An 11,160-nucleotide genomic window follows, 5' to 3' on the forward strand; every position below is an offset into this window, starting at 1 on the left:
TAGATACCATATGAGCGGTCAGAGCGGCCGGCCAGGATGCGATGCAGGAAGACCACCTCGTCCCGGTTCTCCTTTACGGCCACCCGATAGGCGCGGCAGCCCCCGAGCCTGCGCTCGAGCGAGGTGAGCTCATGGAAGTGGGTGGCGAACAGCGTCTTGCAGCCGATGGCGCTGTGCAGGTGCTCGGCCACCGCCCAGGCGATGGAGAGCCCGTCGAAGGTGGAGGTTCCCCGGCCGATCTCGTCGAGCACCACCAGACTTCTTGCCGTGGCGTTGTTGAGGATGTTCGCCGTCTCGGTCATCTCCATGAGGAAGGTCGACTGGCCCAGGTGCAGATCGTCGGACGCGCCGACCCGGGTGAAGACCCGGTCGACGATTCCCAGGCGTGCGGATTGCGCGGGCACGAACGACCCCATCTGGGCCATGATCGACACCAGCGCCACCTGCCGGAGATAGGTCGACTTGCCCGCCATGTTCGGTCCCGTGATGATGAGGAGGCGCTCGTCGGCTCCGTCGACGTAGACGTCATTGGGAACGAACGGGGTCTTGAGGTTTCGCTCGACCACCGGATGGCGGCCGCCTTGCACCGCCACCACATTGTCGAGGGTCATCTGCGGGCGTATGAAGCCGTGTCGCGCCGCCACATGGGCAAGCCCGGCGAGCACGTCGATCTCGGCCAGGCGTTCGGCGTTGCCGCGGATGACGTCCTGGCGGTCGGCCACCTCTCTCACCAGATCGGTGAAGATGGCGTGCTCGAGGTTCTTGATGCGCTCGTCGGCGCCGAGGATCTTCTCCTCGTACGACTTCAGCTCTTCGTTCACGAAGCGCTCGCCATTGGCGATGGTCTGCTTGCGCACGAAGTCGGCCGGCACCGCGGAGAGGTTGGCGCGTGTGACCTCGATGTAGTAGCCGAAGACGTTGTTGAAGCCGATCTTGAGCGATCGGATTCCGGTGCGCTCGCGCAGCGCTTCCTCCATCTCGTGGATGCGTCGTCGTCCGGACGTCCGGATCTCACGCAGCTCGTCGAGCTCGTCGCTGAACCCGGGGTTGATGAGGTTCCCCTCGCGCACGCTCACCGGACACTCAGGCGAGACAGCGCGCTCGAGTCGCGAGGTCAGGGTCTCGAGGAAATCGAGCTCGTCGAGCAGGGTTCGCAATCGGGCCGCGCGCAGCTCTCGGGCGCACGTCGCAAGTTCGGGCAGGCGCGCAAGCGACTGGGTGAGCGCGAGCAGATCCCGGCCGTTTGCTGTGCCGTACACCGCGCGAGACAGAAGGCGTGGCAGGTCGAGCACGCGGGCGAGAACCCCGCGGAGGGCGTCGGTGGCATCGAGGCGCTCGACAAGCTCCTCCACGGCGTCATGTCGGGCTTCGATGCGCTCCGGGGTGATCAGCGGGCGCTCGATCCAGGCGCGCATGAGACGCGCCCCCATCGAGGTCACGCAGGCATCGAGCGCCCACAGCAGGCTTCCACGACGCTCACGCCCCATGAGGGTCTCGACCAGCTCGAGGTTGCGGCGTGTGGTCTGGTCGATGATCATCACATCGTCGGTGGCGTAGGTCGATAGCGCGCCCAGGGCCACCGAAGCGGTCTTCTGCGTGTCCTGGACGTAGCGCAGGAGCGTCGCGGCGGCGCGCAGCGCGGCGGGCATGTCGATGACGCCGAAGCCACGCAGCGACTGGACACCGAAGTGATCGCGCAGGATGCGCTCGGCCTCGGCGTCAGCGGGGGCCTGGGTCTCGCCGAGGGTGATCTGGTCGAGCTCGGCCATCTCTCGCACATCGGCGAGGTCGCCATCCACGAGAAGCTCGGCCGGGCGTCGTCGCTGAACCTCGTCGATGACGCGTGTCGCATCGGTGATCTCTGTGCAGGTGAACTCTCCCGTGGTGATGTCGGCCACGGCCACGCCCACCGAATCGGGCTGCCTCACAAGGGCCATGATGTAGTTGTTGCGGCGCTCATCGAGCATCACCGGATCGAGGATGGTGCCCGAGGTCACGATGCGGGTGACGGCGCGCTTCACCACCCCCTTGGCCAGCTTCGGGTCTTCGACCTGGTCGCCGATGGCCACGCGTCGCCCCTTCGCCACCAGACCCCGCAGGTAGTTGTCGAGGGCGAAGAACGGGACGCCGGCCATGGGGATCTTGCCCACGCTCCCGGCGTCCTTCTTCGTGAGCACGATCTCGAGCAGGCCGCTCGCCGCCACCGCGTCCTCGCCGTAGGCCTCGTAGAAATCGCCGACCCGCATGAGCAGGAGGCAGCCGTCGCTCTCGCGCTTCAGGTCGTAGTACTGGCGGAGCATCGGGGAGAGCCCAGCGACCTCGGTCTCGTCGCGGGGGTCGCGCCAGGTCGTCGGATCGTAGGCGACGTCGGTCATCTCGGCGATTCAGCCTGGGGGCGCGTGGCCAGGCGCAGATGCCTGCGTCGGTTGCCGTCAGCGAAGCGCCGGCGCTCTTCGTCGGTCTCGGCGATCAAGGGGGCCACGTGCTGACGCTTGCCCTGGGCATCGAGCGAGACGTACGTCAGATAGGCGCTCGACGTGTGCTTTCGCTCTCCCGTCAGAGGGTTCTCGGAGACGACCTTGACGCCCACCTCGAGCGAGGTGTTCGAGACGAAGTTCACGCTGGCCCACAGCATGGCGATGTGACCCACCTGGATGGGATGGTAGAAGCTCATGGAGTCGAGGCCCGCAAGCACAACAGGTGTTCGACAGTGGCGCTGGGCCGCGATGGCGCCGCAGATGTCGACCCACTCCATCACCCGGCCACCGAAGACCGTGCCGAGCGGGTTGGCATCGTTGGGCATCACGATGTGGGTCATCTCGACCCGAGACTGCGAGACGGGGCGTCCCTCGCTCATGGCTATCCTTTCTTGAAGCGCGCCAGTGTCTCGGGCGCGCTCTCCAATGCGTTGGCGGCCCTCGCCATGACGAACAGCAGATCGGAGAGCCGGTTGAGATAGACGAGCACCGACTCGCTCACCGCTCCTTCGTCCTGCATGCCGACGGCGGTGCGCTCCGCGCGACGGGCAACGGCGCGAGCGAGCTGAAGGTGGGCGCCCACCTGTCCGCCGCCGGGAAGGACGAACTCTCGAAGCGGATCGGTGATCTCCATCAGGGTCTCGATCCAGCTCTCGACCTCTGCAACCTCGACGTCTACCTCAACACGGGTGCCTGCCACGTCTGGGGGGGTAGCGAGGTCGGCGCCCACGACGAACAGCTGATGCTGCACGCGTTCGAGCATCTTGTCGATGGTCTCTGGCGGGGTGAAGGCGCGGATCACGCCCACGAGTGAGTTCAGCTCATCGACCTCGCCATAGGCGCACACGCGCTGCGCGCTCTTTCGCACACGACGCCCACCGGCCAGTGCGGTCTCGCCGCCGTCGCCGGTCTTTGTGACAACTTTCGTGATTCTCATGGGTTGCTCCACAGGGTTCTCAGGTGCCCCTCACGTGACGGCCTCGAAAGGCGCGACACGGCCGGGGGGGCAGGGGCACCGAATTGCGGCGGGGAACTTCGAGGCGCATGGGCATAAACCATTCCACCAGCGACGAGACTTCCCGATCCGGCGAGGCCGCAGGGGAGCCCCGCGCCTGGACGCACGATGAGGTCGTGGCCATCCTCGAGCACTCCGCTGCCTTTCTCCAGGTGGCGGTGAGCGGGCTGAAGAACGATCGGCTCGATGGGCAGGCCGTGGCCGACGAGGCCACCGTGCGTGACATCGTCGCCCATCTGGCGGTGTGGGAGGCGGAGTTCCTCCGAGAGGCGCGACTGGCGTCGCGCCGCGATGCGGCAGACCTCGGGGAGCGATTCGACCCCGCCTCGCCGGTCGGCGGATGCCTGCTCTCGGGCTTCGGTTGTGGCGATCTCGAATGGGAGCGCCGCCATGCCGAGCAGCTCGAGAAGGGAGAGACCGGAACGGTGTTCCTCGCCCTCGAGAAAAGCCAGCGGGTGCTGCTCGCCTTCGCCAAGGACCTGTCGCCGCGGGCCCTCACGCATCACGCAGACTGGCCCTGGGGGGGCAGCAGCACGCTCGCTGCGCTGCTGGTCACTGCGGCCGCCCACAAGCGGGGCCACGCCGAGGAGATCCGCAGCTGGCGGACGCGGGGCTGCTTCTGAGACGATCAGTGCGAGAACCGCACCCCGTTGAGCAGCGCCTCGATGTCGGCGTCTGCCCGGGCCATCGCTGACGCATCTCCCGTGATGACGACCTCGTGCATGTCGACCCGCTCGCCCGTCTTCCGCGGGGTGAAGATGATGAGCGCAGCGACGGGAGCGCCTTCCTGAAAGGTGGCGACGAAGCCGAAGCGCCACGCCTTCTGGCCGCCCATCGACGTGGTCTCGAGATCGGAGAAGGTGATCCCTGACAACCGCGGCATGGTCGAAGCGGTCGACTCGTAGCGCGTGCGCGCGCTGTGATACCAGCTCTCGGCGCGATCGGTGACGGCCCCCTCGTAGACCTGATAGAGGCCACGAAGGGCAGGGAAGGCGTGCGCGAAGCGGACCTCGGCCAGATCGCTGCTGCCCGTTCGGGGGCGCTGCTCCCAGCCTGACGGAAGCGACAGGGAGTAGCCGTAGGCCGCGCTTGTGAACGCTCGACCGAGGGGCGAAGGCGAGGGCGTGGCCTCCGCCGCTGGCGCTGCCGGTGCGACACCGGTGGGTGCCGCACCGACCGGCGCCGCCATCAGGCTGAGGGCCAGCATCGCGCCAGCCAGAGAGCGCCTGGCGTGCATGGGCTACTCGCCCTTGTACTCGGGCTTGCGCTTCTCGACAAAGGCGGTGAGGCCTTCACGGGTGTCGCGGGTGTTGCACAGAAGCCCGAACTGCAGCCGCTCGAGGCTGAGGCCGGTGTCGAGATCGACCTCGAGCCCCTCGTGGGTGGCGCGCTTGGCGGCAGCCACGGCAAGGGGGGCGTTGCGCGCGATCTGGGCCACCATCTCCTTGGTGGTGGCGAGGAGGCTGGCCTGGGGCACCACCTTGTTCACGAGTCCGATGCGCAGCGCTTCATCGGCCTTGATCTGGGCGCCCGTGAGCACCAGCTCGAGCGCCAGTCCCTTGCCGATGACCCGCGCGAGCCGCTGGGTTCCCCCGTATCCGGGAATGATGCCCAACCCCACCTCGGGCAGGCCGAGGCGGGCGTTCTCCGATGCGATTCGGATGTCGCAGGCCAGCGCCAGCTCGCAGCCGCCTCCGAGGGCGAAGCCGTTGATGGCGGCGATGACCGGCTTTGAGAGCCGTTCGATCTGACGCATCAGCGCTTGCCCGATTCGGGCCTTCTCAACCCCACCGGCACTGTCGAGCACGGCCAGCTCGGCGATGTCGGCACCGGCCACGAACGACTTCTCGCCCGCGCCCGTGACGATGATGGCGCGCACGGGGAGCTCTTCGTCGAGTGCGCGCAGGGCGCGGCTGAGATCGCTCACGACCTGGCTGTTCAGGGCGTTGAGCTTGTCCGGGCGGTTGATGGTGATCACGCCAGCCGCGCCATCGCGCTCGACCAGCAGGGTTTCGAAGGTCACTGCCTGTTCCAACATGCCATCCTCCTGTGCTTGGGTGGGAGGGCGGATCGGCGGTCTCGCACGACCCGCCCCCCAGGGGCGAAGCGATCAGAGCGCGCTGAGGTCGACGACGCCAGGCGGATCGGTGCTGTAATCGTAGAAGCCCTTGCCGGTCTTCTTGCCCAGCAGTCCGGCGCGCACCATGGCGCGGTTCAGCGGACAGACGCGGAACTTGGGATCTCCGAACTCCTCGAAAAGGGTGTGGCAGGCGTGCTCCTGCACGTCGATGCCGATGAGGTCGAGCAGGGCAAGCGGGCCGATGGGCATGTTACCGCCCAGCTTCATGGCGCGGTCGACGTCGAGTGCCGAGCCCACGCCCTCGTACACGGCCCACATGGCCTCATTGAGATAGGGGATGATGAGCCGGTTGAAGATGAAGCCCGGCTTGTCCTTGGTCACGATGGGCTCCTTGCCCATGCAGGTGGCGAGCTCGACGCCGAGCTGCACCGTCTTCTCAGACGTGTGAATCGTGCGCACCACCTCGACGAGCTTCATCATCGGCACGGGGTTGAAGAAGTGCATTCCGATGAAGCGGTCTGGGCGGCGGGTGCTCTGGGCCATCTCGGCCACCGAGAGCGATGAGGTGTTGGTGGCGAACACGGTCTTCTCCGGGCAGATGGCGTCGAGTTCGGCGAACAGCTGCTTCTTGACGGCCATGTTCTCGGTGACGGCCTCGATGACGATGTCGGCTTCCTTGACTGCGCCCAGATCGGTGCAGCTGACGATGAGCGCCATCATCTGGGCCTGCTGGTCAGCCGTGATGATGCCCTTCTTCGCAAAGCGCGCCAGGCTGTCTTCGATGGTCTTGCGCCCGCGGTCGATGAAGCGCTGCTCCACGTCTCGCATGATCACATTTGCGCCGGCCTGCGCTGCGGCCTGGGCGATGCCTGCGCCCATGGTTCCCGAGCCGATGACCGCAATGGTCTTCACCGGCAGGGCTGTCTTCGTCAACGTCATGATGGTTGCTCCTTCTCTGGGTTGTTGAGGTCAGAACGTCTCCTGGGCGCCGCTAGGCGCGCTGGCCCGCGGCTTGTGGCGAGGCCTGGCGCGCCATCTCGGCCACCACCATGTCACCCACCGTGTCTGTGCCGAGTCCGCTCTGGGCAGAGACGTCACAGATGCGGCCGCTCCCGAGCAGCGCGGCCACGGACCGCTCTACCGCCGCGCCCGCAGCGTGCTCACCGAGAAAGTCGAGCATCATGGAGAGCGCCAGGATGGCGCCGATGGGATTGGCCTGGTTGGTCTTGGCATACTTTGGCGACGAGCCGTGGATGGGCTCGAACATGGAGACCTGGCCGGGATGGATGTTGCCCGAGGCCGCAATCCCCATGCCGCCCTGCAGCATGGCGCCCAGATCGGTGATGATGTCGCCGAACATGTTGCTGGTCACAACGACGTCGAAGGCCTCTGGGTTCTTGACCATGAACATGGCCATGGCGTCGACGTAGACCGTCTCGCGCTCGACGTCCGGGTATTCGCTCCCCACCTCGGTGAAGACGCGTCGCCAGAGATCGAAGGCGCGGACCGCGTTGGCCTTGTCGACCAGGGTGAGCTTCTTGCGGCGGTTGCGCTTGCGTGTGAGCTCGAAGGCATATCGGATCACACGCTCGACGCCCTTGCGGGTGAACGTCATCTGCTGCGTGGCGACCTCGTCGGGCGTTCCCTTCTTGAAGAAGCCCCCCACACCGGTGTAGACGTCTTCGGTGTTCTCGCGCACCACCACCATGTCGATGTCTTCCGGGCGCTTGTCCTTGAGCGGCGTGAGGTTCTCGTTGTAGAGAACGATGGGGCGCAGGTTCACATACATGTCGAGGTCCCAGCGGATCGCCCCGACGATGCCGGCCTCGATCAGGCCCGGCGTGAGCCGCGGGTCGCCCAGGGCCCCGAGGTAGATGGCCGCGTGGGCGCGGAGATCATCGAGGATGCCTTCGGGCATGATCTCGCCGGTGGCCAGGTAGTGCTCGGCCCCGAACGGATAGGTCGTGAGGGTGTAGCCGAACGGGTGGATCTTCGAGACGGCCTCGAGAACCTTCAGCCCCTGCGCCACCACCTCGGGACCGATTCCGTCGCCTCCGATGACTGCAATCCTGTGCATGCTCTAGAGCTCCTCTCCCTCACGCAGACGGCGAACGGTTGATTCGACGCGATTCATGGCGATCTCGAGCTGGGGCATCGGCACCGTGTATGAGATGCGCAGGTAGCCTTCGCCGCACGATCCGAGCGCTGATCCCGGAACGGTCACCACGTGGCCCTCGAGGAGCAGGATGCGGGCGATCTCCTCGGAGGTGCGACCCAGCGATCTCACGTTGACGAACGCGTAGAACGTGCCCTCTGACTCGACGCACGACAGTCCGTCGATGGCGTTCAGCCGCGAGATGACGAACCGACGGCGCCGGTTGAACTCGTCACGCATCTGCTGCATGAAGTCCTGCGGACCTTTCAGTGCAGCCAGCGCGGCCCACTGCGCGTACGAGGGGGCGTGCACCGAGTTGAACTGCTGCAGCTTCACCATCTGCTCGATGACCGGCGCGGTGGCGGCGGCATAGCCGATGCGCCATCCGCACATGCACCACGCCTTTGAGAACGAGTGGATGCAGATGGTTCGCTCTCGCATGCCGGGCAGCGAGGCCATGCTCACATGGGTTGCAGGGGCGTAGACGAGGCTCTCGTAGACCTCGTCGCTGAGGACCAGCAGGTTGTGGGCGCGGGCCACCTCGGCAACGGCGCTGAGGTCTTCGCGACTGAGAACGGCCCCGGTCGGGTTGTGCGGGGTGTTCACGATGACCATCTTGGTGGCCGCGGTGATGTGCGCCCTCAGATCGTCTGCCTGAAGGCGGAAGCCCTTCTCTTCGCGCAGGGCGACCCGAACGGCCCGGGGTTGATGGTGGACAGGATCGCCAGGTGAATGGCGTTGATTCCGCCCACCGTCACGATGACCTCGGTCTCCGGGTCGTAGCTCACTCCGTTGTCGCGGGCGAGCTTCTGGGCGATGGCCTCTCGCAGCGCGGGGATGCCGGCGTTCGTGGTGTAGCGGTTGAGGCCTTGATCGATCGCGCGCTTCGCTGCGTCCTTGACGAAAGCAGGGGTGTCGAAGTCCGGTTCACCGAGCCCCAGGCTGATCAGATCTTCGATGTGGCTGCGATTGGCCAGATCAAAGGCGCGGCGTATGCCCGAAGCGCCGATCTGGCGCACACGCTCGCTCAGGAAGTCATCGACCAGAGGGTCTGCCATTCTAGAGGGCTTGCCTTTCTGCTCACGGTGTCGGGCTGGCTGGGGGGGCGCGACGTCTCTGCAGAGGTGGCAAGCGCACAGATGCAAGCGGGGCCGGACCGTGGCACGGGGCCGCACCTTCGTCGACGAGAGGTGCATTCCTGCGTTGCTCTCTTCGCGTGGAGGATTGTTACCGCCGGGCGCCCAACCCCCCCTCCCCGCATGCCCGCGTGCACGCACGCAGAGCGCTCGTCCATTCGCGGAGGCGCTTGACTCGAAAGGTGTCGCCGTCAACATGTCCGTTTCATCGCCGTCCTTGCTCACCCGTATCGGAAATGCCATCTACCCCTGGCGTGGCGCGTTCGGGGTGCCACTCGTCGCGGTCGTCCTCGTCTTCGGTCACCCACAGCTCGACCGAGGATGCACGGATGCGATGGCCCGGGTTCTTGGGGGATGGACCACGATGCTGGCAGGGCTCTTCGTACGTGTCTGGGGGGTGGCTTGCTGGTTCACGCGGAACACCGAAGGGGTCATCGGTGGCAAGCGTCTCATGACCGAGGAAGGCCCGTATCCCTATACCCGCAACCCGCGCTACCTGGGCAACTTCCTGATGGGGCTGGGCGCGTCCATCCTCTCGGGTGTTGATTCGGTGCCGCTTGCCTACACGCTGGTATGGTGCGCCGTGCACGTGCCCATCATCTCTGCCGAGCAGGTGACGCTCGGCGAGCGCTTCGGCGCGGTGTACGAGAGCTACTGCAGACGCGTTCCCATGTTGATCCCTCGCCTCGATCCGGCCTACCCGATTGCGGCGCAGGCCTTGTTCGTCAACTGGCGGGGCGGGTTGCGGGAAGAGGTGGGCACCGTCAGCGGCTGGATCTGCATCGGCATCTTCCTGCACTTCTGGCGCGCCAGCCATTTCGCCGGGTGGGGAACGTTTGGCGCGCATTGGCTCGCACTGGCGCTCATCGCCCTGGTCTTCACCGGGTCGGAGAAGCTGCGGCGCTCCATTCCTCTCGAGCAGGTCGAGCGCCCGGAAGATCGCCCCATCCGACCCTGACCTTCGTCGTGCGATTCGGGGAAGCGGGTCGCTGAGAGGCGACTCTCCCCCGTCGCCCCCGGTTCAGCGGCAGGCGTCGCGGATCAGGTTCAAGAGCGTGGCGGTGTCGAGCAGCCCTTCTCGTCTTGCGCGCACGGTGCCCGTCGAATCGATGGCATAGGTGACGGGCAGCGCCGTGAGCCGCCCCCAGCCTTCGAGCTCGGTCGGACGTCCCAGCAGATGGATGACGTCTGCGCGCGCGGGTCCGGTGACGCTGGCTACCTCTCGGTCGCTCGCATAGTCGAGCGCCACATCGATCACGCCCGCACCTGCAGGCAGCGGGGAGGGGAGGCGAGAGAGCGCTCTCGCCATCTCGACCGCGGGCGGACTCCACGGTGCCCAGAAGATGACAAGCCTGGGGCGACCCTCGAGGCGCCCCAGGTCAAATGGAGCACCACCGGCGACCTCCGGCAAGCGCAACAGGGGCGCCTGCCCGCCTGCACGTGGCGGAGAGGTCGGCGCACCCTGTGCCTTCCAGACGGAACACACAACGATGCCGACAAGCAGCAGGGGGATGGCCGCTCCCCACCGGTTTCGGGAGGAGGCTGCGTCGCGGGTCAGGCTTCGAACACCTTGATGCTGTTCCCGCCACCGCTCGCCACCTGTGCGCAGGCTTCACGCGCGCGGTCGAGCACACCCTGGGCCTCTGCACCGTGCTCGGGACACGCGGCGATACCGATGCTCAAGGTGCTCGCGCCGTTCAGGTCAGGGAAGTTCAGATGGCTCACGGTGCGAGAGATCTGGTCGGCGAGATTCCTCGCGATGCGTGAAGGTGTGCGCGGCAGCATCACGGCCAGCCCATCACCGCAGTGCCCACCCAGGTCGGTGCCTTCTTTGAGGAAGTCGTTCACCAGGGAGGCGATCTCGGTGTGAATGGAGGCCAGCCGTTCGTCGCCGAGACGGCTGCTGATGTCGGCGCTCTGATCGAGCTTCAGGAAGACCACCGAACACGCATCGTTCATGGCCTGCGCACGTTCGATCTCGCGCGTCAGGGCGGTGACGAAGACGTCTTTGCCCACAAACCCCGAAGCGTCGCGGTCGCTGGGGTCGATGGCCAGCGAGGCCGGGGTGGATGCGGTCTGTGTGGGCTCTGGCGGTCTTGCGGCGCCGGTGGTATCGGTGCCCTCGCCAGGACGGCGAAGCAGCTTGCCCCCTCCACCCGAAGACTTGCCGAGCAGGCCACTTCTCGGCGCGGGAGGCGGGGCCGGAAGCGGGTTTGCTTCCAGCTCTGCCTGCAGCCAGGCGGGCGTGCTGGGGGCGGAGGGTCGAATGCGGAAATCGTCTCCACCTCCGGCACGGG

Annotated in this window: 13 protein-coding genes; 2 read left to right on the plus strand and 11 right to left on the minus strand. The window is 66.5% G+C overall.

Features of this window, described 5'->3' with window-relative positions; translation table 11 throughout:
- The 3 genes from mutS to EB084_11015 all read right to left on the minus strand — a co-directional run.
- Positions 1-2,375, minus strand: a 2,375-nt coding sequence (gene mutS / locus EB084_11005) for a DNA mismatch repair protein MutS (GenBank protein NDD28782.1), incomplete at its 3' end; no start/stop codon positions are given.
- Positions 2,372-2,857 carry an acyl-CoA thioesterase gene (locus EB084_11010; protein NDD28783.1) on the minus strand — a complete coding sequence of 162 codons (486 nt, stop codon included), beginning with the start codon at positions 2,855-2,857 and terminating at the stop codon, positions 2,372-2,374. The genes mutS and EB084_11010, both read right to left, overlap by 4 nt.
- A gap of 2 nt (positions 2,858-2,859) precedes the next feature.
- Positions 2,860-3,414: a cob(I)yrinic acid a,c-diamide adenosyltransferase gene (locus EB084_11015; GenBank protein NDD28784.1), complete on the minus strand. Its 555-nt coding sequence runs from the start codon at positions 3,412-3,414 to the stop codon at positions 2,860-2,862.
- Between the two features lie 107 nt (positions 3,415-3,521).
- On the opposite strand from EB084_11015, the gene EB084_11020 reads away from it, so the two are divergent.
- Positions 3,522-4,115 carry a hypothetical protein gene (locus EB084_11020; protein ID NDD28785.1) on the plus strand — a complete coding sequence of 198 codons (594 nt, stop codon included), beginning with the start codon at positions 3,522-3,524 and terminating at the stop codon, positions 4,113-4,115.
- Between the two features lie 5 nt (positions 4,116-4,120).
- Here EB084_11020 and EB084_11025 read toward each other — a convergent pair whose 3' ends face one another.
- From EB084_11025 to EB084_11050, 6 genes are all read right to left on the minus strand, one after another.
- A complete protein-coding gene (locus tag EB084_11025) occupies positions 4,121-4,729 on the minus strand; it encodes a hypothetical protein (protein NDD28786.1) in 609 nt (202 codons plus the stop codon).
- Between the two features lie 3 nt (positions 4,730-4,732).
- A complete protein-coding gene (locus EB084_11030; protein NDD28787.1) occupies positions 4,733-5,530 on the minus strand; it encodes an enoyl-CoA hydratase in 798 nt (265 codons plus the stop codon).
- 72 nt (positions 5,531-5,602) lie between these two features.
- Positions 5,603-6,484, minus strand: coding sequence for a 3-hydroxybutyryl-CoA dehydrogenase (locus EB084_11035; GenBank protein ID NDD28788.1), 882 nt, complete (start codon positions 6,482-6,484; stop codon positions 5,603-5,605).
- Between the two features lie 79 nt (positions 6,485-6,563).
- Entirely contained in the window at positions 6,564-7,649 is a 1,086-nt protein-coding gene (locus EB084_11040; protein NDD28789.1) for a 3-isopropylmalate dehydrogenase, read from the minus strand.
- Between the two features lie 3 nt (positions 7,650-7,652).
- The gene (locus EB084_11045) at positions 7,653-8,411 is read right to left on the minus strand and encodes an aminotransferase class I/II-fold pyridoxal phosphate-dependent enzyme (GenBank protein ID NDD28790.1); all 759 of its coding nucleotides are present in this window, start codon (positions 8,409-8,411) and stop codon (positions 7,653-7,655) included.
- Positions 8,369-9,106: an aminotransferase class I/II-fold pyridoxal phosphate-dependent enzyme gene (locus EB084_11050; GenBank protein ID NDD28791.1), complete on the minus strand. Its 738-nt coding sequence runs from the start codon at positions 9,104-9,106 to the stop codon at positions 8,369-8,371. Before EB084_11050 ends, EB084_11045 begins: the two co-directional genes overlap by 43 nt.
- On the opposite strand from EB084_11050, the gene EB084_11055 reads away from it, so the two are divergent.
- Positions 8,685-9,821, plus strand: a complete 1,137-nt coding sequence (locus EB084_11055; GenBank protein ID NDD28792.1) for an isoprenylcysteine carboxylmethyltransferase family protein — start codon at positions 8,685-8,687, stop codon at positions 9,819-9,821. The genes EB084_11050 and EB084_11055 overlap by 422 nt on opposite strands.
- 63 nt (positions 9,822-9,884) lie before the next feature.
- Here EB084_11055 and EB084_11060 read toward each other — a convergent pair whose 3' ends face one another.
- Both EB084_11060 and EB084_11065 read right to left on the minus strand, forming a co-directional pair.
- Positions 9,885-10,121 (minus strand): hypothetical protein, encoded by a 237-nt coding sequence (locus tag EB084_11060; GenBank protein ID NDD28793.1) that lies wholly within the window; start codon positions 10,119-10,121, stop codon positions 9,885-9,887.
- Positions 10,122-10,417: 296 nt separating this feature from the next.
- Positions 10,418-11,160: diguanylate cyclase (locus tag EB084_11065; GenBank protein ID NDD28794.1), on the minus strand; the 743-nt coding region annotated here is incomplete at its 5' end.

The organism is Pseudomonadota bacterium (assembly GCA_010028905.1).
Classification (GTDB): Bacteria; Vulcanimicrobiota; Xenobia; order RGZZ01; family RGZZ01; genus RGZZ01.

What these genes read in the sequence shown, in the direction of transcription:
- EB084_11015 (NDD28784.1), bottom strand. Translation starts at nt 3,414, where the DNA reads ATGAGAATCACGAAAGTTGTCACAAAGACCGGCGACGGCGGCGAGACC.
- EB084_11010 (NDD28783.1), bottom strand. Translation starts at nt 2,857, where the DNA reads ATGAGCGAGGGACGCCCCGTCTCGCAGTCTCGGGTCGAGATGACCCAC.
- EB084_11030 (NDD28787.1), bottom strand. Translation starts at nt 5,530, where the DNA reads ATGTTGGAACAGGCAGTGACCTTCGAAACCCTGCTGGTCGAGCGCGAT.
- EB084_11055 (NDD28792.1), top strand. Translation starts at nt 8,685, where the DNA reads ATGTGGCTGCGATTGGCCAGATCAAAGGCGCGGCGTATGCCCGAAGCG.
- EB084_11040 (NDD28789.1), bottom strand. Translation starts at nt 7,649, where the DNA reads ATGCACAGGATTGCAGTCATCGGAGGCGACGGAATCGGTCCCGAGGTG.
- EB084_11050 (NDD28791.1), bottom strand. Translation starts at nt 9,106, where the DNA reads ATGGCATTTCCGATACGGGTGAGCAAGGACGGCGATGAAACGGACATG.
- EB084_11025 (NDD28786.1), bottom strand. Translation starts at nt 4,729, where the DNA reads ATGCACGCCAGGCGCTCTCTGGCTGGCGCGATGCTGGCCCTCAGCCTG.
- EB084_11020 (NDD28785.1), top strand. Translation starts at nt 3,522, where the DNA reads ATGGGCATAAACCATTCCACCAGCGACGAGACTTCCCGATCCGGCGAG.